Source organism: Marimonas arenosa, from assembly GCF_030848945.1.
Lineage (GTDB): Bacteria > Pseudomonadota > Alphaproteobacteria > Rhodobacterales > Rhodobacteraceae > Marimonas > Marimonas arenosa.
This window is the reverse complement of the sequence record NZ_JANHAX010000004.1, coordinates 30,001-51,875: the sequence shown is the minus strand read 5'-3', so window position 1 is coordinate 51,875 and position 21,875 is coordinate 30,001. Positions and strand designations below refer to the sequence as shown.

18 protein-coding genes, 1 tRNA gene and 2 rRNA genes (1 of these 21 running past the window's edge) are annotated in these 21,875 nt (G+C 63.4%); 16 read left to right on the top strand and 5 right to left on the bottom strand.

The features are described from left to right. Window positions 1–13 precede the first annotated feature (13 nt). The 12 genes from NO357_RS13615 (at window position 14) to NO357_RS13560 (ending at window position 13,675) form a co-directional block, all read left to right on the top strand. Complete coding sequence (locus NO357_RS13615) at window positions 14–571, top strand: hypothetical protein (RefSeq protein WP_306736239.1); 558 nt, start codon at window positions 14–16, stop codon at window positions 569–571. A gap of 43 nt (window positions 572–614) precedes the next feature. Next, window positions 615–1,118, top strand: a complete 504-nt coding sequence (locus NO357_RS13610) for a hypothetical protein (protein WP_306736238.1) — start codon at window positions 615–617, stop codon at window positions 1,116–1,118. A 136-nt stretch (window positions 1,119–1,254) separates the two neighbouring features. Next, window positions 1,255–2,052, top strand: a complete 798-nt coding sequence (locus tag NO357_RS13605; protein ID WP_306736237.1) for a hypothetical protein — start codon at window positions 1,255–1,257, stop codon at window positions 2,050–2,052. Between the two features lie 63 nt (window positions 2,053–2,115). Beyond that, window positions 2,116–2,592, top strand: coding sequence for a hypothetical protein (locus NO357_RS13600; RefSeq protein ID WP_306736236.1), 477 nt, complete (start codon window positions 2,116–2,118; stop codon window positions 2,590–2,592). 100 nt (window positions 2,593–2,692) lie between these two features. Beyond that, complete coding sequence (locus NO357_RS13595; RefSeq protein WP_306736235.1) at window positions 2,693–3,352, top strand: hypothetical protein; 660 nt, start codon at window positions 2,693–2,695, stop codon at window positions 3,350–3,352. 57 nt (window positions 3,353–3,409) lie between these two features. Further along, a complete protein-coding gene (locus NO357_RS13590; protein ID WP_306736234.1) occupies window positions 3,410–3,961 on the top strand; it encodes a hypothetical protein in 552 nt (183 codons plus the stop codon). A 297-nt stretch (window positions 3,962–4,258) separates the two neighbouring features. Then, window positions 4,259–4,957, top strand: a complete 699-nt coding sequence (locus tag NO357_RS13585; protein ID WP_306736233.1) for an SDR family oxidoreductase — start codon at window positions 4,259–4,261, stop codon at window positions 4,955–4,957. 140 nt (window positions 4,958–5,097) lie between these two features. Beyond that, window positions 5,098–8,223 carry an ATP-binding protein gene (locus tag NO357_RS13580; RefSeq protein WP_306736232.1) on the top strand — a complete coding sequence of 1,042 codons (3,126 nt, stop codon included), beginning with the start codon at window positions 5,098–5,100 and terminating at the stop codon, window positions 8,221–8,223. A 180-nt stretch (window positions 8,224–8,403) separates the two neighbouring features. Further along, complete coding sequence (locus tag NO357_RS13575; protein WP_306736231.1) at window positions 8,404–9,600, top strand: hypothetical protein; 1,197 nt, start codon at window positions 8,404–8,406, stop codon at window positions 9,598–9,600. 384 nt (window positions 9,601–9,984) lie between these two features. Beyond that, window positions 9,985–11,502 (top strand): inorganic phosphate transporter, encoded by a 1,518-nt coding sequence (locus NO357_RS13570; RefSeq protein ID WP_306736528.1) that lies wholly within the window; start codon window positions 9,985–9,987, stop codon window positions 11,500–11,502. 16 nt (window positions 11,503–11,518) lie between these two features. Next, complete coding sequence (locus NO357_RS13565) at window positions 11,519–13,351, top strand: Na/Pi cotransporter family protein (protein ID WP_306736230.1); 1,833 nt, start codon at window positions 11,519–11,521, stop codon at window positions 13,349–13,351. 69 nt (window positions 13,352–13,420) lie between these two features. After that, on the top strand, window positions 13,421–13,675 hold the full coding sequence (locus NO357_RS13560; RefSeq protein WP_306736229.1) for a hypothetical protein: 255 nt from the start codon (window positions 13,421–13,423) through the stop codon (window positions 13,673–13,675). A 122-nt stretch (window positions 13,676–13,797) separates the two neighbouring features. Here the strand turns inward: NO357_RS13560 and NO357_RS13555 are convergent, their stop codons facing one another. Next, complete coding sequence (locus NO357_RS13555) at window positions 13,798–14,931, bottom strand: LacI family DNA-binding transcriptional regulator (RefSeq protein ID WP_306736228.1); 1,134 nt, start codon at window positions 14,929–14,931, stop codon at window positions 13,798–13,800. A 32-nt stretch (window positions 14,932–14,963) separates the two neighbouring features. Between NO357_RS13555 and ltnD the strand changes: the two genes are divergently transcribed. Genes ltnD through NO357_RS13535 form a run of 4 tightly spaced genes read left to right on the top strand, consistent with a single transcriptional unit; the run spans window position 14,964 to window position 18,509 of the window. Continuing rightward, window positions 14,964–15,866: an L-threonate dehydrogenase gene (ltnD, locus tag NO357_RS13550; protein ID WP_306736227.1), complete on the top strand. Its 903-nt coding sequence runs from the start codon at window positions 14,964–14,966 to the stop codon at window positions 15,864–15,866. After that, entirely contained in the window at window positions 15,866–17,104 is a 1,239-nt protein-coding gene (gene otnK / locus NO357_RS13545; protein ID WP_306736226.1) for a 3-oxo-tetronate kinase, read from the top strand. The genes ltnD and otnK overlap by 1 nt, the downstream gene beginning before the upstream one ends. Beyond that, window positions 17,101–17,748 (top strand): 3-oxo-tetronate 4-phosphate decarboxylase, encoded by a 648-nt coding sequence (otnC, locus tag NO357_RS13540; RefSeq protein ID WP_306736225.1) that lies wholly within the window; start codon window positions 17,101–17,103, stop codon window positions 17,746–17,748. The genes otnK and otnC overlap by 4 nt, the downstream gene beginning before the upstream one ends. Next, a complete protein-coding gene (locus NO357_RS13535; protein ID WP_306736224.1) occupies window positions 17,745–18,509 on the top strand; it encodes a hydroxypyruvate isomerase family protein in 765 nt (254 codons plus the stop codon). The genes otnC and NO357_RS13535 overlap by 4 nt, the downstream gene beginning before the upstream one ends. Before the next feature lie 501 nt (window positions 18,510–19,010). Here the strand turns inward: NO357_RS13535 and NO357_RS13530 are convergent. The 4 genes from NO357_RS13530 to NO357_RS13515 all read right to left on the bottom strand — a co-directional run. Then, window positions 19,011–19,087 (bottom strand) — tRNA-Met (locus NO357_RS13530). 107 nt (window positions 19,088–19,194) lie between these two features. Beyond that, window positions 19,195–20,073 (bottom strand): glycosyltransferase family protein, encoded by an 879-nt coding sequence (locus tag NO357_RS13525; RefSeq protein ID WP_306736223.1) that lies wholly within the window; start codon window positions 20,071–20,073, stop codon window positions 19,195–19,197. A gap of 195 nt (window positions 20,074–20,268) precedes the next feature. Further along, window positions 20,269–20,383 (bottom strand): 5S ribosomal RNA (rrf, locus tag NO357_RS13520). Between the two features lie 82 nt (window positions 20,384–20,465). Then, a 23S ribosomal RNA gene (locus tag NO357_RS13515) occupies window positions 20,466–21,875 on the bottom strand (it continues 2,012 nt past the right edge of the window).

Here is a 21,875-nt window from a genome sequence, read left to right as displayed (position 1 = left end):
GAGGACTGGCATCATGGCACTTGCAGTGAGGACATTCGCCCTGGCGCTTGCCACCGCAACCGGGGCATCCGCCGCCACCTTCGGCGAGCTGAGCGGCGCCGGACCGGTCGGAATGAACACCATGGGCATGGCCCCGGCCTATGCCGCGGGCCCCTATGCCGGCGCTCCGGTCTATTGCCCGCCGAACTGCATTCCGCCCGGCTATGGGGCCGGCATGATGTCCGGCGTCCCGGGCGGCATGGCAGGACCCGGCGCGATGCCGCGGCGCGGCGGGCCGGAAGGCGTTCCGCCCGGTGATCCCGGCGCGTCGCCCGAAGGCCCCTTCGTGCCGGCACTGGCCGCCAATCCGCGGGCCTATATGCCGTTCCGCAGCTATGCCGATGGCCCCAACTCGCCAATGATGCTGTGGAGCTTCGGGCAGTACAATTCGGGGACGGACCCGTACAACCCGTACGGGCTCAGCACACCCTACATGCGCGTACCCTGGTCGACCCCGCTGGCCGGCTGGACGAATTCGCAAACCTGGAATTGGTGGCGGGAGCGCTCCGGCGCCCTGCCCCGCAACTGGTGATTGGCACGTGGCCGATTACTTCAACCTGAGAGGAGAGAGACTCATGAAGACTCTGACATCTGTGATTGCTGCCGCAGCGTTCGCGGCAACCGCTGGCGTCGCAAGCGCCCAGCAAACCATGCAACCCCCGCCGCCGTCGGGCCCCTATGGCCAGGCACAGCAGCCGCAGGCCGCACCGGCGCCGCAGGGCCAGGCCCAGCAGCAAGCCCAGGCCCCGCAGGGCTGGGGTCCGCCGCCGGCACCTTACGGCGCGCCCTACGGCTATGCGCCTGCGCCCTACGGCTATGCTCCGCCGGCCCCCTACTATGGCGGCTATGCGCCCTATGGCTACGGCTACAATCCGTACTACGGCGGTGGCTACTACGACGGCTACGGCCGGGGCTACGGCTCGGGTTACGGCCGGGGCACCGGTCGCGGCAACATGTCCGGCAACTTCAGCTTCGGCGGCGATGCCGACATGTGGGGCGACGGCTGGGGCGACGGCTGGGGCAACAACTCTGGCCGCGGCTGGAACCGTGGTCGCAGCTGGGCCCCCTGGGACTGGTAAGCGAACCGATCACCGCCCGGGCCTGAAGCCGCCCGGGCGGCGATCCCACGCGCAGGGAGACCTGACAACAAGACGGGTAATCCGCACCTGAAACGCACGTCGACAAGACGGGCCAAGTTGAGAAAGAGGAACGAATATGTTCGATCGCGAAAGACTTCTGAGCGCGGTGGCCGTGGCGGCTCTGGGTGTCCTGCCCGCCGGTCTTGCCAGCGCACAACAGAGCGAAGGCGAAGCTGCGCCCGCAGCCGAAGCCCAACCGGCGGCACCTGCCGCCGCAAAACAGCCGGGCGAATGCGACCGCTCCGGCCCGTACGGGCCTTACGGCCACGGCATGCAGGGCATGCAGCGCCCCGCGTGGGCCCCCCAGCCTGGCTATGGCATGCAGCGCCTCGAGCGCCCGCAACCCCCGGAATGGGCCATGCAGCGTCCTGACCGCCCGCAACCGCCGGAATGGGCCATGCAACGCCCCGACCGCCCGCAACCGCCGGAATGGGCGATGCAGCGCCCTGACCGTCCCGGGCGTCCGAACCGCCCCGACTGGGCCCAGCGCCCCGAGCGCCCGCAGCGTCCGGACTGGGCACAGCCTGGCTATGGTGCTCCGGCACCCGCGCCGCAGGCCCCGGCCGCTCAAGGCCAGGCCGCACCGGCACCGCAGCAATACGCCGCGCCGCCGGCACCTTATCCATACCCGCCAGCACCCTACTATGGCGGCTACGGACCCTACTATAACCCCTATTACGACGGTTACGGCTATGGCGACGGTTATGGCCGGGGCTACGGCTCGGGCTACGGTCAAGGCCGTGGCAACATGTCCGGCAACTTCAGCTTCGGCGGCGACTCCGACATGTGGGGCGACGGCTGGGGCGACGGCTGGGGCAACAACTCTGGCCGCGGCTGGAACCGTGGTCGCGGCTGGGCCCCCTGGGACTGGTAAGCAACGCGTCGCCGCCCGGGCTGACTCACGCCCGGGCGGCAGCTCCCTGAAAGGAGGAGACCCATGAAGAAACTCAAGCACGTAATCGGCGCTGCCACCCTGGCCGCGGCGATGAGCACCGCCGGCGGGGCCGAGGCCCAATGGTGGGGTGGATCCCCCTGGAGCGGCGGCCCCTATGGTGGCGGCCCGTGGGGTGCAAACCCCTATGGCTACGGCTCCGGCTATGGTTCCGGCTATGGCCGCGGCTACGGCAGCGGCTGGGGTGATCTGCGCTTTTCTGCCGACCTCAGCGGCTGGGGCAATGGCTGGGGCAGCCCGTGGAGCGGCTATGGCGGCCCGTGGAGTGGACCTTGGGGCGGCGGCGGGTCCCCGTGGGGCGGCAGTCCCTGGGGGGGCGGCAGTCCTTGGGGCGGTAGCCCCTGGGGTGGCTCGCCATGGGGTGGCAGCCCGTTCGGCAGCCCGTTCGGAAGCCCGTTCGGAAGCCCGTTCGGCAGCCCGTTCGGAAGCCCGTTCGGCGGCGTTCCCGGCATGGGCTGGTAACACGGCAGCCGCACCTTCTGCACCTGCGGCGGAGCCACGACATCGCCCCGCCGCAGGCGCCAACAGAATGACCGGATGAAATAACCGGAAAGGAACGCCCATGCTGGGACGACTCATAACGGCCATCTTCTGGGCCGCGATCTTCTTCGCGCTCGGCGCATGGAGCGGCGGCAGCCTGAAACCGATCGGCGACGCGCTCACCCGCGGCGGCAAGGCGATCGCCTATGGGGCGCGCGAAGCCTGGCGCTGGGCGTTCGCGGAAGGCGCGCAAGGCAGCGACAGCGGCACCGCCGCGCCGGCCCATGCGACCGCTCCGGCCAGCAGTGATGACACTCTCGGGACCGGAGTCACGGCTGATCTCGCCGCCGCGCGTCAGTCCTTTGCCAGCGGCGACGTCAAGGCGGCAATCACCCGATACAAGGTCTATCTCGCCGCCAATCCTGCGGATGCCGATGCACATGGCGAGCTGGGCAACGTCTATTACTACAACGGCGAGGTCGGCGAAGCCGCGGGCGCCTATTATTCCGCCGCGCTTTACCTGCTGGCCGAGGGCCGCAACGGCGAAGCCCAGGCGCTGGTCCCGGCGATCAGCATCGGCGCCCCGGCACTGGCTGCGGACCTGCGGAACCGGATCGCGATAGCGACGGCGATGCCCGCCACGCCGGCCGGCTTGAGCCCGGCGGGAGGCCCTGCCGCGACGGCACCAACTGCCCCCGGGGCCACTGCGGGCGCATCTCAGGGGCAGAGCGACACGGATTGACGACTTGGCCCGGCGGCCTGACACCCGCCGGGGACCCGACCCGAGCGGAGGCAGAGCATGACAAAAAAAACTGGTGCATCGGACAAGCAGCAGGATCCCCCGAATTTCGACTATTCCAGCGGTGCTGCAGAACTCCGTGGCGAAGTCTACCGTCCGCCGGAATATCTGGAGTATCTCGAGAAGGCGACGGTCGCCATGCGCACCGTGCGGCTCATCGTCTATGCCGGGATGACCGGGTTCGTGATCCTGGCGTTCTATGGGTTCTTCCTGATCTACCGGCTGACAACCGACGTGCATCTGATGCTGGGTGAAAGCCAGAAAATGACCCAGCAAATGCAGGCGATGACCCGGTCGATGGTCAACATGAACCAGAACATCTCGGTCATGTCGGCCGATATCGATGGCATGTCCGCTGACATGGCCGAGATGAACGGCACCATCTCCAACATGTCGTCGAGCGTTGCACGGATGCAGCAGGCGGTGACGCTGATGCAGCATTCGGCGACCAATCTCGACCGCACCGTCAGCCCGATGATGGGCACGCTGAACTCGATGATGCCGTTCGGCTGGCCCGGCAACTACGGCGGCCCGCCGCCCTACGCACAATAGCCGCACCGGCCTGCCGGCCGCGCCTTAAAGCCGGCCGTACCCGGACAGGGTGTCTCCCGGACCGGGGCCGCCGGATTGTCGTCGTTGCGGGAAACCGGTGAGCAGAGATCGTTGCGCGGCTTCGGGCGGGCACTCCACCTTCCCGCACACCCTCGAGACGACGGTGGCGGGGTTCTTGGCGGCCGCGTCGGTGACACGCTTGCCGGTCGCGCCGGACTTGACTTCCGCGGCCGTCTGCGCCCGTCTGGGGAGACCAGAGATCCGATGCAACCATGACCCCGGCTGAGGAGAGACAGTATGGTGGAAAAGACCTGCCTGATCATCGGCGGCGGTCGCGGCATGGGCGCCGCGATAGCCCGCGAAATGCATAGCCGTGATTATCGCCTCGCCCTGATGTCGCCCTCGGACAGTTGCGAAACACTCGCCGCCGAGCTTGGCGCCATCGCCCGGCGCGGCCGGGCCGAGCGGGCCGAAGACACACGCGCAATCTTCAACCTGACGATGGAGCGTTACGGCCGGATCGACGCGCTCCTGATCCATGTCGGCGGCCCGCCAAAGGGCGATCTGCTGGAGATATCGGAAGAGGACTGGGACCGCGCCCACGATATGGTACTGAAGCCGGTGATCCGGATGGCGAAACTGGTCACCCCGGTGATGGAGCAGCAGGGTGGCGGCTCGATCGTCAACGTCACCACCTTCTCGGCCTTCGAACCGAGCCTGATGTTCCCGACCTCCTCGGTCTATCGCGTCGGCGTCTCGTCCTTCACCAAGCTCTATTCCGACCGCTACGGACCGGCCAATATCCGCATGAACTGCCTGTTACCGGGCTTCACGGACAGCCTCGACGTCGGCAAGTTCGCCGATATGGCGGCGCTCAAGCGGATTGGTCGGGCCGAAGAGCAGGCCAAGGCCGCCGCCTTCCTGCTGAGCGAGGACAGCTCTTACATCACCGGCCAGAGCCTGCGGGTGGACGGCGGCACGACCAGGGCGATGTAGCCCGCGTCCGGATCGGGGTGGCTTGGCCGCCGCGCCGCGCCCCCCATCCAAGCCCCCTGCGCGGGCGATGATCCGCACTCCGGACGTCCAGGCAATGTCATTTGACAAAAGCCGCGGTGCGTCCGTTAATCCTGATTATTATGGTATTTCGGTTTCAAGATTTCGAACTCGACATCGAGCGCCGCGAATTACGGCGAAACGGTCTGCCACAACCGGTCCCGCCGAAGGTTTTTGCCCTGCTGGTCTACCTCGCCGAACGCAGCGACCGGATGGTGTCCAAGGCCGAGTTACTCGACGCGCTGTGGCCCGCGAATGCTTCCGAGGCCTCGCTGCAGACCGCCGTCAGCCAGCTGCGCAAGGCGCTCGGCGACGACCCGCGCCGCCCGATGGTGGTCCGGACCTATCACAGCCGCGGCTTCCGCTTCGTCGCCGAGTTGATCACCGATGCCGATACCAATGCCCCGGCCGCGGCTCTGTCCCTGCGCGAAACCCGGCTTGCGGCGGTGCTCTGCGTTCGGTTCTGCGACAATGATACAGGCATGACACCGGCACCGGATCGGGCAGAGGACAGCTATCGGACCGCGCGCGCATTGGTCGAGACCCATCAGGGCCAGCTCCTGCACATGCTGATCGACGGGTTCACCGCCGTCTTTGGCATGGCGCGCTCGACCGACGATGCGCCTCGCCAAGCGCTTTACTGTGCGGCAGATCTGACCGAGACCCTTGCCGCCGCCGGCACCATGCCGGCCTTTGCCGTCGAAACCGGGGCGCTCGAACTCGCAGGATCCGGGGACGCGGAGGACGGCAACTGGGCCCCGCCCAATGCTATCGAGCGCGGCGCAACGGCGCTCGCCCAGACCGCGCGGCCCGGCGAGACCCTGCTCGGCGACAGCACGCTGCAGCATATGGGCGACGAGATCACCACCTGCCCCGCCGTGTCGGGCTATCGTCTCGTCACGATCGCCGAACGTCGCAGTGGCATCCCGGCGCGACCGGCTCGCTCACGCTCCGGGTTCGTCGGGCGCGATGCCGAAATGGCGTTTCTCTTGGCCGGGCTGCCCGCCCTGCAGGACGGGCGCGGCCAGGCCGTGACCTTGTCGGGGCCGGCGGGGATCGGAAAATCGCGACTGGTGTCCGAGTTTCTGGACCGGCTCGACAGGCGTGCGTTTCGCAGCGCGATCGTGCATTGCCTGCCCGCACTGGCCAACACGCCGCTTGCCCCGGTGCGGGCGCTGTGCGCGACCCTGTTCGCCGATCTGCCTGACCGGCTGACCCCGGATCCGATCGACAAGGCGCTGCGGCGTGACCTGCTCGACGACGCCGCCGCGCCCGACCCGGCGCTGACGGCGTTGTCTGACCACCAGCGCCGCAAGCGGCGCAACGCGTTGGTCGGACGGTTGCTTGGCGAGGTCGCCTCCCATCGCCCGCTGGTGATCGTGATCGAGGATGTCCACTGGACCGATGCCTCCTCGCAGGCGCTGTTCGATGCGATGGCCCGGCGGATCGATCGGCACCCCATCCTGCTCGTACTGACAACCCGGCCCGGCGACCAGCCGCCATTGACCGAGGCACAGTTGCAGTTGTCGCCGTTGGGCCATGGTGACAGCGTCGCGCTGCTGCGCACCAACCCCGCGCTGGCCAGGATCGACGACAGCGCGCTCGAAACCCTGGCCGAACGTGCCGCCGGAAATCCGTTTTTCCTCGAGGAACTGGCGCTGGCCACGCATGACGGCGCCGACCCGGCCCGCAGCCTGCCCGGCACGGTGCAGGCGGTGATCTCTGCCCGCATCAGCGCGCTCTCCGATAACTTGCGGATGCTGCTCTATGCCGTGGCCGTCATCGGCCCTCCGGCCCCGGCCGACCTGGCTGCGCAACTTCTCGGCCGATCGTCCGAGGCGCTCGCGCGTGACGCCGAGGCCCTGATGCGAACCCGCTTCCTCAGAGAAGAGGCCACCGGCTTCGGGTTCCGACACATGCTGATCAGCGATGCCGCCTATGCCATGGTCTCGCCCCGGGACCGCACCCGCCTGCATGGCGAGATCGCCCGACTGCTCGACGCCGGCAGCGGCGCGGAACCCGCCCGGCCGGAACAGCTGGCCTGGCATCTCCAGGAGGCCGGCGAAACCAACCGGGCGATCGGACACTGGCAGGCCGCCTGCCGTTACGCACTGCACCGCTCGACGCATCACGAGGCGATCGCCTTTGCCGAGGCCGGGATCGCGCTGATCGACACCGACACGCCGGAGGCGGCGAAGACTGAGCTCGACCTGCGCCTTGCCATGGCGCTGGCACTGACAGCGCTGCGTGGTTACGGCGCGACCGAGGTCGGCGAGGCTTATGCCCGCGCCAGTGAACTCAATCGCACCGTGCGCTCGCCGGCCGTCGGGTTCCAGATCGATATCGGGCTTTGGCTGAACAACTGGGTGCTGGGACGACTGTCGAAATCCTTCGCCCACGCCAAGGCGCTTCTAGCCACCGCCGAAGGTTCGAACGCCCCGGCGCTCAAGGCGCAAGCCCATGCCGCGGCAGGGGAAATCCTCGTGCATGAGGGGCAGCTCGCGACCGGGCTCGATCATCTAAGCACCGGGCTGACGCATCTCGCCGCGGCCCCACCCGACTCGATCCCGGCGCAGAACGCCGCTGTCGCCTGCGCGGCATATGCCGGATGGGCCGCGGCCCTGATGGGTGACAGCGCCGCGGCTCGAATTCACTTGACCACGTCGGAGGAAATCCGCGACCTGCGCGAAAACCCCTTCGCCGCGGCAACCCATGCCGGGCTGTGTGCCGATCTGCTGATTTTCGATGGCGATGCCGCGGGCGCTCTTGCGGTGGCCGACGATGCAATCCGTATCAGCCGCGACCACCGCTTCCCTTTCTGGCTGGGCTCTGGCCTGGTCGAACGCGGCTGGGCGCTCGGTCAGCTTGGCCGGGCCGAAGACGGGCTTGCCGAGATCGAGCAGGGCATCGCCATTTTCGAGGCCACGGGCGCCGGAGTGCAACTGGCCAACTGGTACGGGTTAAAGGCCGAAACCCTGTTGCGGGCGGAAAGGTTCGATGACGCGCTTGCCGCCGCCCGGCACGCGTTGGCATGCGCGGAACGAACCGGGGACAGGTACTTTGCGCCCCGCATTCACGCCGTGGCTGCCGTTTCGGCGGAAATACTAGGCGAGCCCGACGCCGCCACCCGCCACGCCGCCGAGGCCACCGCATTGGCCGAGCGTTTCGGAATGGGCGCACATATGTTGGCGCTGAAACCGGCAAAATAGCGCTTCTTCAGAATTTCCTTAGAACTGGATCAGGATTCCCGCTGCGCGCCCGCCTTAAGATGTGGGTGGAGCGGAAAGCGCGTTTTTCCAGCTGAACTCAGAACCGAGACCTTTTCAGAACAAGCGCGCATCCCGGTGCAATTGCGGACCTTGGGCGGTCCATGCTTTTGGGAGACGATCATGCGAACCCGGATGTTCCTGTTTCTTGCCAGTCAGTTCCTGTGCCTGGTCCTGGCACCGGCCGCACTGGCCCAGACCGTGCTGAGTGGCAATCACAGCGTCGATGGACATTTATGCGCCGGGCAGGGCTGTACGGGCTCGGAATCCTTCATCTACGAAGCGCTCAAACTGAAATCTTCCGACACGTCAATCGTGTTCGAGGACACGTCCACGGGCCAGGGTGCCTCGACCCGCGATTGGAAAATCGAGGTCAACGACGTCTGGTCGGACAGCGAATACTTCGCCGTCAAATCGCATGCCAAGACCGTCTTTCGTGTGGACGCAGACGCGCCATACTATGCTCTGAAAATCAGCGACAACGGCAATGTCGGCCTGGGCACGTTCCTGCCACAAGCCGACCTGCACGTGATGTCCGGCAGCACGCCCACGATCAAGCTGGAACAGGACGGCAGCAACGGCAACGCGCCCTATGAATGGGATATCTTCGGATCCGAAGTGGGGTTTGGCATCCGCACATGGGACGGCGGATTGAAAGTGCCGTTCTTGATCCAGGCCGGTGCACCGCAAAACGCGCTCACCATCCTGGACGACGGCGATATCGGCCTTGGCTTCGGCAGCCCGACAGCCGCGCTGCATTTACGCCGCGACGACGGCACGGCCACGTTCATGGTGCAGGAAACAGATGCCACGACGGTTCCGCGTACGATGATGAACCTGCAAAACAACGGCCGCCCCGAACTGGTGATGGGCAACACCGCCACCGACGGTGAATGGAGCATCGGTGCCGGGTCCAATCTAGTGATGAAGCGCGGCGTTGTCGGGTCACGCAGCCCCGCCAAGACCAGGTTCTTCATGTTGGACGGCACGACCGGCGATCTCGAGATCACCGGCCAGCTCATCACCGGCGGCCCAACCTGTGAAAAGGGCTGCGACGCAGTATTTTCCGACGATTACGACCTGCCGTCGATCGAGGAACATGCAGACCAAATGTTTGCGCTGGGTCATTTGCCGGCCATCGGCCCCACCGTGCCAGACGCCCCGATCAATATCAGCGAACGCCACGGCCAGATGCTCAACGAGCTGGAACACGCGCATATCTACATCGCACAGCTCGAATCCCAGATTCGGCGCATTCCCGATCTCGAAGCCCGGCTCGCGGCGCTCGAAGCCGCTGTTCGCGACAGCACCGAGCGGTGACACACCGCCGTTGTCGAGCGACTCGGGCTTCGGTTGTCCGGCGTGCGGCAACGCGCCCGGCGACCCGCGGGCAAGCGTCGCCCACCATTTCCCGGACGCTCGTGCGAAGGCTCCCGTTTCATCCTTCCGGCCAAGCGGATCAGGACGTGTAGCAAAAAACACCCAGTGTCAGCCTTTCAGCACCTGTCAATGACCCAGCGCAAATCCGGGTCAAGGAAGGCGTGCCATTCAAATCTTGAAACAGGGCTTGCTTTTGCCGCGGTCACGAAGAAACGGGGTCGCGGAACGAATGCGTATACCTGTTCTTACGATGGGGGGGAGAGGCCTGTGGTAGTGAAAGAATACCTGAAGATCGAAAGTGCGACCAATCTAAGCCGCTCGGAAATGGGGAGGCTGGGATCGGCCATTCTCTTCGTGGTCGGGGTTATGGTCTATACCGGCGCCAGTTTCGCCCATGTCGAACAGCTTTACCTGCTGGTCGCGGCGGCGGTGATCGGTGCCTACATGGCGATGAACATCGGTGCCAACGACGTGGCCAACAACGTTGGCCCGGCGGTCGGGTCTTACGCGCTGACACTGACCGGGGCGATCGTGATCGCCGCGATTTTCGAGGCCGGCGGGGCGATCATCGCCGGCGGCGACGTTGTCTCGACGGTGAAGAAAGGCATCATCGACCCGGCGGACGTGCCCGACAAGGATGTGTTCATCTGGGTGATGATGGGCGCTCTGATCGGTGCGGCGCTGTGGCTGAACGCCGCCACGTGGCTGGGCGCGCCGGTCTCGACGACCCATTCGATCGTCGGCGGTGTCATGGGTGCCGGCATCGCGGCGGCGGGCTGGGATGTTGTCAACTGGGACTCGATGGGGAAAATCGCGCTGAGCTGGGTGGTGTCTCCGGTCACCGGCGGGATCATCGCGGCCATGTTCCTGTTCTTCCTGAAGAAGACGATCTTCTTCAAGTCCGATCCGGTCGAGGCGGCGCGCAAGGTGGTGCCTTTCATGATCGGCATCATGGCTTGGGCGTTTACCACCTATATCGTGCTGAAGGGCATCAAGAAGCTGGTCAAGGTCGACTTCACCAACGCCATTCTGATCGGCCTTGTCGTCGGGCTTGCTGCGATCGTGATCGTGCGCCCGATGATCAACAAGGCGGCCCCGAAGCTTGAGAACAACCGTAACGGGGTGAACCAGCTATTCACCGTTCCGCTGATCATCTCGGCGGCGCTTCTGAGCTTTGCCCACGGGGCCAATGACGTGGCCAACGCCGTCGGGCCGCTCGCCGGCGTGGTGGACGCGCTGACCAATGCCGAGGGTGGATCCTCCAAGGTGGCGATCCCCCTCTGGGTGATGGTGATCGGGGCGATCGGTATTTCGGTCGGCTTGGCGCTGTTCGGGCCCAAGCTGATCCGGACCGTAGGGTCGGAAATCACCGAGCTGGACCGGTCGCGTGCCTTCTGCATCGCGCTGGCCGCGGCCATCACCGTGATCATCGCCAGCCAGCTTGGCATGCCGATCAGCTCGACCCACGTGGCATTGGGTGCCGTGTTCGGCGTCGGGTTCCTGCGCGAGTTTCTGGAAACCCGTCTCGGCAAGGTGATCGAGGACGTGCTGCACCATCACGAGGGCGAAAAGGACTTCGCCCTGGCCGAGCAGGTGCTGATGACTTTCCAGAACGCGCCGCCCGAAGACAAGCAGCGCATCCTTGACGAGCTCAAGAAAATGGGGCCGGACGCGGTGATCGACGCGGCCGAGCGCAGGCAGCTGCAAAAGGCACTGAAGCGGCAACTGGTGCATCGCTCGTCGCTGCTGAAAATCGTCTCGGCCTGGATCATCACCGTGCCGGTGTCGGCCTTCCTCGCCGCGCTGTTCTACTTCGTGCTGCGGGGCATGATGCTGCCATGAGCGTGAGTTTCACGGCATGATCAAGAAACTGACGCTGCCGGTCATCCTGCTGGTCCTGAGCCTCGGGTTCTGGGCCAGCGGCGATTTTCAGGAGATCGCCGCCGGGGTGGCGATCTTCCTCTTCGGCATGCTGATGCTCGAGGATGGGTTCAAGCTGTTCTCAGGCGGATTTCTCGAAGCAGCGCTGGAAAAGGCGACCGGATCGGTTACCAAGTCGCTGGGCTTCGGGATCGTCACCACGACGATCATGCAGTCGAGTTCGCTGGTCTCGGTGATCACCATTTCCTTTCTTTCTGCCGGGCTGATTTCCCTGATTGCCGGTGTCGGCATCATCTTTGGCGCCAATATCGGCACCACCACCGGCGCCTGGCTGGTGGCGGGGTTCGGACTCAAGGTGAAGATCTCGGCCTATGCGCTGCCGATGCTGGCCATCGCCATCGTGCTGGTCTTCCAGAAGAACAAGTACATCCGCGGCGCAGGGTACGTGCTGGCCGGGCTCGGCTTCCTGTTCCTCGGCATCCATCACATGAAGGAAGGATTCGAGGCCTTCAAGGACCAGTTCGACCTGTCGCGTTTTGCCCTGACCGGGCTTCTCGGCCTCGTGGTCTACACCCTGATCGGCACCGCCGCGACGGTGGTCATGCAATCGAGCCACGCCACCATGACACTGATCATCACCGCGCTGGCGGCCGGGCAGATTACTTATGAGAATGCGCTGGCGCTGGCGATCGGTGCCAATATCGGCACCACGATCACCGCGATCATCGGCGCGCTGACGGCCAATTTCCAGGGCAAACGCCTGGCGCTGGCGCATCTGATCTTCAATGTCATCACCGCCGGGGTCGCGCTGGTCTTCATCGGCCCGATCCGGATGTCGGTCGATTTCATTTCGGCCGGGGTCGGAATCCCCGAAAATGACTTCACCCTGAAGCTCGCTGTGTTCCACACCATTTTCAACACGCTGGGCGTGGCGATCATGCTGCCGCTTCTGGGTCGGCTGATCACCTTTCTCGAGCGCACCATCGTTCAGCCTGCCGAGGATCTCAGCCAGCCAAAATACCTCTCGGAGGCGGTCGACGAGTTCCCGCAGACCGTCGAGGTCGCGATGCGGCGCGAGGTCAAGCATCTCTATGACAACGCGGTCGAATTGATCCTGCACGGGCTGAACCTGCACCGGCACGACATCTTCGCCGCCAGGGATATCGCTGCGACCGTCGAGAAAAGCCGCCAGCCGGTCGAGTTCGATATCGACGAACGTTACGAGGCGCGGATCAAGACGCTCTATTCCGCCATCGTCGAATTCGCCACCCGGGTCGGGTCCAAGGACATGCCCGAAGACGTCATCGACGACATCTATTCGCTACGCGACGTCGCCGGGCGGATCGTGCGGGCGGTCAAGGCGGTCAAACATCTGCGGCGCAACGCCACCCGCTATACCGAACGTCAGCAGGGGGTGATCACCGAGCTCTATGACCAGCTCCGGACCGAAATCGCCCGTATCCTGGTCGAGATCCGCAAGCTCGATCTGGCCGATCCCGAGGACCGCTCCAGCTTGTGGCTGGATCAGGAGCGCGTTCAGGTTGAAAGCGATGCGCAGGACACCAACAACCGGATCGAGTCGCTGATCCGAAACCACGAACTGGAGGCAATCGTCGCCACGTCGTTCCTGAACGATTCGAACTATGCTTATGCGGCGATGCGCGACCTGCTTGGGGCCGCGCGGGCCTATTACATCGAAACCGAGGATGCCATGGCCGAGGTCGAACGGATCCTGTCGCTCGAGGACGAGGAGCTGGCAGGCATGGTCATCGGGGCACTGGCCGAACCCGACCCGGGCCGCGCGCGATGACCCACGGGCTCTGTCACACAGCTGTTACATACGGGCGGCACAACCGGGTGTCGCATAAGGAGAAATGCCATGGGACTTGAGAGTGCGGTCGAGAAGCTCGACAAGTATTTCAAACGCCTCGAAAAGGGCAAGGCTCAGAAAATCAAGCCGTCCCATGTCGAGAAGGTGATCGGCAAGCTCGAGGCGAAGGCAGCACTACTACAAACCGAGATCTCGGAAACCGAGAAAGAGTCGAAGAAACAGCGTCTCGAGCGAAAGCTCCAAATGGTGCGGGAACAACAAGAGCGTGCCCGCTGGCTGGCCGAGAAGATCGGCCGATCCTAGTCACCGCCGGGGACCTGGGGCGCCCGCAGACGCGAAGCGCAGCGCCCGCCCCGCTCAGGATTCCGTCCGAACGCCACGTGGCTCGGTCGAAGACCTCGGAGAGCCTGGTTGTTGCCGCCGGATCAGACCCCGATGTCGATTGCCGGGTGGAATTGCTTGCGCCTTTCCGTTCCAACTCCGCCACCGTGGTTCGAGTTGAGTACGATCTCGGCGGCAGCCCGGCCGATTTCTCGCCGCGGTGTTCGGGTAGTGGCGATCCGGATTGGCAAACTGTCTACCAGGTCGAGCCCGTTGAACCCCGCCAAAACGAGCTCGTCCGGCACAGCCACGCCATTGGCGATGCAGTGATAGGCTCCCCCGACCGCGAGGTCGTCGTTTGAATAGTAGATACAATCCAGACCGGGATGGCTCGCCAAAACTTCGGCCGAGAGGTCACGCCCCGCTTTGACCGTCGATCGGGCGCGACCGATCCGCGTCGCAACGAAGGCAAGTCCATTCTCCGACAGCGCCGCTTGGAACCCTGAAAGCCGTTTTGCGGCGCGGGTGTCCCGATCGAGACCGCAACCGACATAGGCAAAGCGTTTGCGGCCCATCTTCAGCAGCGCCTCGGCCATTTCTTTTCCCGCCGTGAAGTGAGACAGACCAACACAAGCATCCACCGGAATGCCATCCACATCCATGATCTGCACCACAGGCACATCCGCGTTTTCCAGAATCCGCTTCGTGGCGTCCGACTGGTCGAGCCCGGTAACGATGATACCGGCAGGTTTCCACGACAGCATGTTTCTGACCACGTCATATTCCTTGTCGAGATCGTAGTCGGTGACTCCGAAGACGGGCTGCAAATCGCTGCCTTCGATGCCGTCGGCGATCCCGGCCAGAACTTCCGCGAACACAATGTTCTCCACGCTGGGCACGACGACGCCGATCAGATCTGAGCGTTTCCCAGACAAGGATGATGCCAGGTGATTGCCGACGTAGCCGATCTCCTTGGCGGCTTGTCGGACCCTATCGGCTTTTGCTTTTGATACGTCGCCGGCGCCGCGCAGCGCGCGGGACGCGGTCATCTTGCTGACGCCGGCCGCGACGGCGACATCGGCTAAGGTTGTTCGTTTCTTTTCGTCCAAGATCATCTGCTTGTGTTTCTGGCTTCGATCGCCACCAGCCCACCGTTTCAAAGCTCTCGAGGCAACCGGCACGGCCAGTGCAAGACGACCGCGATTGACAACTGGTATCGATACCGGTATCGATACCATCTGTCAATCAATGTATCGAAACGGACCGTCCTATGACAGAAGCCCTGAAAACCGCCGTCATCGGACTTGGGTCCATGGGGTATGGAATTGCCCGATCCTGCCTGCGAGCGGGTCACGAAACCCATGGCTTTGACGTCGTTCCCGCCCAGATGGAACGGCTTCAGTCCGAAGGAGGCGCCAAGGCAGACCTCTTCGATGTCGCCGCGGGCTTGGATACCGCGATTGTTGTCGTCCTCAACGCGGCCCAGACCGAAACCGTCCTGTTTGGCGGGGACGGGTTGGTGCCCGCAATGAGAAAAGGAGCCGTCGTGTTGGGATGTGCCACGGTTCCGCCGGATTTCGCGAGGGACATGGAGGCTCGCTGCAACGCCTTCGGCATCCATTACCTGGACGCGCCGATTTCAGGTGGTTCGGTCAAGGCGGCCAAGGGACAACTTTCCATCATGGCGTCCGGCACGCCTGACGCGTTCAATGCCGCCCGCCCGGTATTGGATGCCATCGCCGAGACCGTGTTCGAACTTGGCGACACGGCCGGTGCGGGCTCTGCCATGAAAGCCGTCAACCAATTGCTGGCCGGTGTTCACATCGCCGCGATGGCAGAGGCCCTGACCTTCGGAATGACGCAGGGAGTCGCGCCGGACAAATTCGTCGAGGTGATCAGCAAATGCGCCGGCACAAGCTGGATGCTGGAGAACCGGGCGCCGCATATCGTTGCCGGCGATTACACCCCACACAGCCAGGTCAACATCTGGCCGAAGGATCTTGGCATCGTTCTCGATATCGCCAAATCCGCGAATTTCAGCGCGCCGATCACGGCAGCGGCGATGCAGCAATACCTCGCAGCCGCGGGCATGGGGCTGGGCCGCGAGGATGACTCGGCGGTGGCCAAGGTTTATGCTCGCAACGCTCGCCTGACCTTGCCCGGAGAAACCTGATGCTGCTTGGATGTATTGGCGACGATTTCACCGGATCCAGCGACCTCGCCAACACACTGGCCAAGGGCGGCATGCGGACGGTGCAATATACCGGCACACCGGACGGGCCTGCGGGCATGGACGTTCAGGCCGGCGTGGTCGCCCTGAAATCCCGATCCGTCGATCCTGCCGAGGCGGTCGCGCAGTCACTGGCGGCCCTGGCATGGCTGAGGGCACAAGGCTGCGAGCAAATCTACTTCAAATATTGCTCCACCTTCGACTCGACGCCCGAAGGCAACATCGGACCTGTTGCCGACGCGCTGGCCGAGGCGCTGGACGCCCACAAAGTGATCGTTTGCCCGGCCTTCCCCGGAACCGGGCGATCGGTGTACCAGGGGCATTTGTTCGTCAACGACCGGCTTCTCAACGAGTCCGGCATGCAAAACCACCCGCTGACCCCGATGACCGATGCCGACATTCGCCGATGGCTCACGCGGCAGTCACGCTTTGACGTCGGACATGTTTCGGCGCAGAGGGTATTTGGCGGTGCCGAGGAAATATCTCTGGCCCTTGACGAAGAACACAAGGCCGGCAACCGCCACATCGTCGTCGATGCGATCCGGGACGAAGATCTGATCGAAATGGGCAAGGCAGCGAAGGGGTTTCGCCTTATCACCGGCGGCTCCGGCGCGGCGCTGGGACTGCCCGGCAATTTCGGCTGCACCGCCGCCCCGGTTCCGTGGGCGGGACAGGCAGGCAAATCGGTGGCGCTGTCGGGTTCGTGTTCGACAGCAACCAGGGCGCAGGTTGCCCGCCACGCCTCACACCATCCGACACGGGAAATCGTGGCTGCGGACGTGATCGAGGGGCGCCTGAGTCCGAAAGAGATCGCCGACTGGCTGCTCACGGCCAGTGGCGTGCCGCTGGCCTACAGCTCTGCCGAACCCGAAACCGTCACCAAGGTTCAGGAGCGCTACGGCCGGGAGCGATCCTCGAAGGCATTGGAGACATTCTTTTCCGAAGTGGCGAAGCTGGCGGTTCGCGGCGGGGCAAGCCGCATCATTTCCGCGGGTGGCGAGACATCCGGGGCAGTTGTCGAAGGTCTTGGATTGGGCGCACTTGAAATCGGCCCGGAAATTGATCCTGGCGTCCCCGCGCTCCGAGCCGGCCCCGATTTGGTCGTCGCGTTGAAATCCGGCAATTTCGGCGCCGAGGATTTCTTTCAAAAGGCTGACAGCGTACTTGCGGGGGATGTATGAGAGAGTCCGATCTTCGAGAGCAGATCTGTATGCTGGCAAGGTCCCTGTTCGACAGAGGCCTGACGCATGGCAGCACCGGAAACATCTCGGCCCGAACCGAAGATGGCGGGCTTCTGGTCTCGCCCACAGGCACCAGTTTTGGCCGCCTCGATCCCGGGCGCCTCAGCCGGTTCAACCCACAGGGCGCGTTGATTTCGGGAGACAAACCGACCAAGGAAATGCCGCTGCATGCCGCCTTTTACGACACGCGGTCGACCGCCGGCGCGGTCGTTCATTTGCACTCCTGTCACTCGGTCGCCTGGTCGATGATGCCGGACGTGGACGAGGATGATTTCCTGCCCCCGTTGACGCCCTATGCGATCATGAAGCTGGGCAAGGTGAAGCTTTTGCCTTTTTTCCTGCCGGGAGACCCGGCCATGGGGGACGCGGTGCGCGGGTTGGCCGGAAAGCGCAGTGCCGTCATGTTGGCCAATCACGGTCCGGTCGTCGCGGGCAAGGAGGTCGAGGCGGCCTGCAACGCCATCGAGGAACTGGAAGAGACCGCCCGGCTGGCGATGTTGCTTCGGGGGGTCGACGCACGCGCGCTGGGTCCGCAGCAGGTCCGTGCGGTCGTAGAAAAATTCGACGTGGAGTGGGATGGATGACACGGTTTTCCGCCAATCTGGGCTTTCTCTGGACGGACCGTTCCTTGCCTGAGGCCATTCGCGCGGCAAAAGCCGCCGGGTTTCACGCTGTCGAATGCCATTGGCCCTATGAGACGCCCGCCGCCAATGTCAGGGCGGCTTTGAACGACACCGGCCTGCCGATGCTCGGGCTCAATACACGTCGCGGTGACGTTTCCGCCGGTGACAACGGCCTGAGTGCCGTGCCCGGGCGCGAGGAGGAGGCACTGGCGGCGATCACCGAGGCCGTGGATTATGCTCAAGCTATCGATGCGCAGGCGATCCACGTCATGGCCGGCAAGGCGCAGGGCCAGGCGGCGCACACCGTGTTTCTAAGCAACCTGCAGGCCGCCGTTGCGGCGACGCAGGATAAGGGCATCGACCTCCTGATCGAACCGCTCAACCGTTTTGACGCGCCCGGCTATTTCCTGGAAACCACCGATCAGGCCCGCCGCATCATCGAAGAGGTTGCCGCGCCCAACCTGAGGCTGATGTTCGATTGCTATCACGTCGGCCGAACCGAAGGTGACGTGATTGCCCGGTTGAAGGATTTGTTGCCCATCATCGGACATATCCAGTTCGCCTCGGTTCCCGATCGGCGCGTACCGGATCACGGTGATGTCGACTACCTCTCGGTGTTTTCCGAAATTGAAGCCCTCGGCTGGCGCAAATCATTGGGCGCGGAATACAAACCGGACGGTCCGACAGACGCATCACTGGGGTGGATGCGCCAATTCATTTGATCACGACGCGCGCAAGGCAAAAAGATCGGGGCGTTTTTGCACAGGCAGTCTCGTGGACCTGACCGCGGTCCCGTTTCGTGCGGCAGGGCGCGATCCTATAGCGCTGAAGATCAGACCCAGAAATGCAAAAAAACCTCCGCGACGAGACCGACGGAGGTTTTGCAAAGAACGTTGGTCGCGGGGGCTCGCAGCTCACGATCTCTGCGGTTAAGAAGACCGTCAAGCAGGACTTTGACCGACTAGGAAAAATCTTCGTGTGATTGTGCGCTAGTCAAGGGCCCCGCGATCGAACCAAACTGAACCGAAATGGATTCTCGAAAATTTGGCTCGTACGAATGCGGCTTGGTGGCTAGCCGAGAGAGGCTGGACGTCCAGAAAAAAGGTGGGTCGGGTAGATTGCTTTGTGCTTGCGATCCTCTGTTTCGGAGACGAAATCGGACACCTTTCGGACACAAACAAAAAAAGCCTCCTGCGCGCACGCGCCAAGAGGCCTTGTTTTGTTGGTTGCGGGGGTAGGATTTGAACCTACGACCTTCAGGTTATGAGCCTGACGAGCTACCGGGCTGCTCCACCCCGCGCCAAGTTCGGACGTGTTACCGCAAGGCGAAGAGCACCGCAAGGGGGGCTGTTCGAAAACTTCGACAATCACGGCGCTAAGTGACGCCCCGGCCCGCCGGAGTGTCGATTAAAAGTGAGCCTTCATCCAATCGGGCAACTGCGCGCGCAGGGGTTCGTATTTCCGGTTGAGAAACTTGTGAACCCGTCCGCGGCGCACCCGCAACCGCTCGAGTTCGGTCGAGACGGTCTGGACCATGTCGGTCCAACCCACCAGGCGCGAGCGCTGGAACGACCGAAACGCCTGGCGTGTGCGCTGGTCGGCGCGGCGCCAGGTCGCGAAAGGTTTCCCTTCGGTCTGAAAGGCGTCCCACGACTCGATCGCCTCCGACGCAATACCCTCGCGGGCCGCATTGCGGCGGTCAAGCTCTTTCAGGTTAGCGAAGCGCAGATGCATCAGTGCAAGGTCGGAGCTGAGTTCAGGTCGCTCCCCGATCATGCCGTGAGCGCCGGAGAAGAACTGAACCGGGCGGAAGATGATGCCTGACTTGCTGTAGAACGGAGAAAACTGCGCGCCCGCCATGTGCGGGGCGATACGGCCGGCGGTATCGACAGCCTCGGCCGCGCTCTCGGCGGGGAACAGTTCGAATCCCGGCACGCAGCGGGTTGCGTCGCCCTCCATTGCGGCAATCGCCTCCGTGACGCTCAGATTGTCGCGTGCCGGAACCAGCAGTTCGTCGACATCGAGGCAGATCACCGCGTCGTGATACTGCGTCAGCGCCGATGCATAAGAGGAAAGAAACCGCCAGCGCCGCTCGTCGAAATGAATGTCGGACGGGTCGCGCGGCACCTCGATGACATTGGCATGACCAACGATCTCACCGAGATCCTGGGGGCCATGGCTTACGACGTAGAGGTTTTTCTCGCCGATCAGCGGGCCATAGTACCGAATCCAGCGACGTAGGAACCAGTTGTCGTTCCAAACCATCGTCACGGCGGCGATCTTCATGCGGGCCCTGCCTCTGCCTCGGATTGTCTCGTTTTTTCCGGCAGAATTGGGCGCTCGGCCCGGCAAGTCAAGCGCGCATGACGATGACCCCGGCAACCCGTGGGACTCGCGCAACGAAAAAAGCCGCCTGGCCGGCGGCGTCGCGAGCGAATTTTGGAGAATCATCGTCAGAGAGATATCCAAAGGTCTTTTTAGGTTTGGCGGTGACCTACTCTCCCACGTCTTAAGACGCAGTACCATCGGCGCGACAGCACTTAACGGCCGGGTTCGGGATGGGACCGGGTGTTTTGCTTGCGCTATGACCACCAAACCGAAAAAAACCTTTGTTCCAAGTCACATACGATGGGGTTGTATGCTTTCGGATCCGTAAGCCAACCTGGCTTTTACTGGATCAAATCAAGCCTATCGGACGATTAGTACCGGTCAACTGAACATGTTACCATGCTTACATCTCCGGCCTATTGACGTGGTGGTCTACCACGGTCCTCAGGGATACCTTGTTTTGAGGGGGGCTTCCCGCTTAGATGCCTTCAGCGGTTATCCTGTCCGATCATAGCTACCCAGCACTGCCGTTGGCACGACAACTGGTCCACCAGTGGATCGTTCACCCCGGTCCTCTCGTACTAGGGGCAACTCCTCTCAAGTATCCTACACCCACGGCAGATAGGGACCGAACTGTCTCACGACGTTCTAAACCCAGCTCACGTACCTCTTTAAACGGCGAACAGCCGTACCCTTGGGACCTGCTCCAGCCCCAGGATGAGATGAGCCGACATCGAGGTGCCAAACACTGCCGTCGATATGGACTCTTGGGCAGTATCAGCCTGTTATCCCCGGCGTACCTTTTATCCGTTGAGCGATGGCCCTCCCACTTGGGACCACCGGATCACTATGGCCGTCTTTCGACTCTGCTCGACTTGTCAGTCTCGCAGTCAGGCTGGCTTCTGCCATTGCACTCAACGAGCGATTTCCGACCGCTCTGAGCCAACCTTCGCGCGCCTCCGTTACGCTTTAGGAGGCGACCGCCCCAGTCAAACTACCCGCCACACAGGGTCCCGGATCCGGATAACGGACCGCGGTTAGACATCAAGCAGAGCAAGGGTGGTATCTCAAGGGTGGCTCCACCAAAACTGGCGTTCTGGTTTCAAAGCCCACCACCTATCCTGCACATGCTCGGCCTAATGCCAATGTGAAGCTGTAGTAAAGGTGCACGGGGTCTTTCCGTCTAACCGCGGGAAGCCTGCATCTTGACAGGCAATTCAATTTCGCTGAGTCGATGTTGGAGACAGCGGGGAAGTCGTTACGCCATTCGTGCAGGTCGGAACTTACCCGACAAGGAATTTCGCTACCTTAGGACCGTTATAGTTACGGCCGCCGTTTACCTGGGCTTCAATTCAGAGCTCTCACCCCTCCTTTTAACCTTCAGGCACCGGGCAGGCGTCAGACCCTATACGTCGTCTTGCGACTTCGCAGAGCCCTGTGTTTTTAGTAAACAGTCGCCACCCCCTGGTTTGTGCCCCCAGCCCCTAGTTGCCTAGGAACTGGGCCTCCTTCTCGCGAACTTACGGAGGTATTTTGCCGAGTTCCTTCAACATCGTTCTCTCAAGCGCCTTGGTATTCTCTACCAGTCCACCTGTGTCGGTTTAGGGTACGATCTAATAGTGGGGCTATTTCCGGGAACCTCTTAGCAGCCCATTCAATCCGATAAGGATGAACTACCTTCGAGATCCGTCACCACCACATGGCTCAGGAATATTAACCTGATTCCCATCGACTACGCCTTTCGGCCTCGCCTTAGGGGT

Coding starts and splice junctions, on each gene's coding strand:
- NO357_RS13525 (WP_306736223.1), bottom strand. CDS start 20,073: ATGAAGATCGCCGCCGTGACGATGGTTTGGAACGACAACTGGTTCCTA.
- NO357_RS13590 (WP_306736234.1), top strand. CDS start 3,410: ATGACAAAAAAAACTGGTGCATCGGACAAGCAGCAGGATCCCCCGAAT.
- NO357_RS13595 (WP_306736235.1), top strand. CDS start 2,693: ATGCTGGGACGACTCATAACGGCCATCTTCTGGGCCGCGATCTTCTTC.
- NO357_RS13580 (WP_306736232.1), top strand. CDS start 5,098: ATGGTATTTCGGTTTCAAGATTTCGAACTCGACATCGAGCGCCGCGAA.
- ltnD (WP_306736227.1), top strand. CDS start 14,964: ATGACAGAAGCCCTGAAAACCGCCGTCATCGGACTTGGGTCCATGGGG.
- NO357_RS13570 (WP_306736528.1), top strand. CDS start 9,985: ATGGGGAGGCTGGGATCGGCCATTCTCTTCGTGGTCGGGGTTATGGTC.
- otnK (WP_306736226.1), top strand. CDS start 15,866: ATGCTGCTTGGATGTATTGGCGACGATTTCACCGGATCCAGCGACCTC.
- NO357_RS13575 (WP_306736231.1), top strand. CDS start 8,404: ATGCGAACCCGGATGTTCCTGTTTCTTGCCAGTCAGTTCCTGTGCCTG.
- NO357_RS13615 (WP_306736239.1), top strand. CDS start 14: ATGGCACTTGCAGTGAGGACATTCGCCCTGGCGCTTGCCACCGCAACC.
- NO357_RS13535 (WP_306736224.1), top strand. CDS start 17,745: ATGACACGGTTTTCCGCCAATCTGGGCTTTCTCTGGACGGACCGTTCC.
- otnC (WP_306736225.1), top strand. CDS start 17,101: ATGAGAGAGTCCGATCTTCGAGAGCAGATCTGTATGCTGGCAAGGTCC.
- NO357_RS13610 (WP_306736238.1), top strand. CDS start 615: ATGAAGACTCTGACATCTGTGATTGCTGCCGCAGCGTTCGCGGCAACC.
- NO357_RS13600 (WP_306736236.1), top strand. CDS start 2,116: ATGAAGAAACTCAAGCACGTAATCGGCGCTGCCACCCTGGCCGCGGCG.
- NO357_RS13605 (WP_306736237.1), top strand. CDS start 1,255: ATGTTCGATCGCGAAAGACTTCTGAGCGCGGTGGCCGTGGCGGCTCTG.
- NO357_RS13555 (WP_306736228.1), bottom strand. CDS start 14,931: ATGGTATCGATACCGGTATCGATACCAGTTGTCAATCGCGGTCGTCTT.
- NO357_RS13560 (WP_306736229.1), top strand. CDS start 13,421: ATGGGACTTGAGAGTGCGGTCGAGAAGCTCGACAAGTATTTCAAACGC.
- NO357_RS13565 (WP_306736230.1), top strand. CDS start 11,519: ATGATCAAGAAACTGACGCTGCCGGTCATCCTGCTGGTCCTGAGCCTC.
- NO357_RS13585 (WP_306736233.1), top strand. CDS start 4,259: ATGGTGGAAAAGACCTGCCTGATCATCGGCGGCGGTCGCGGCATGGGC.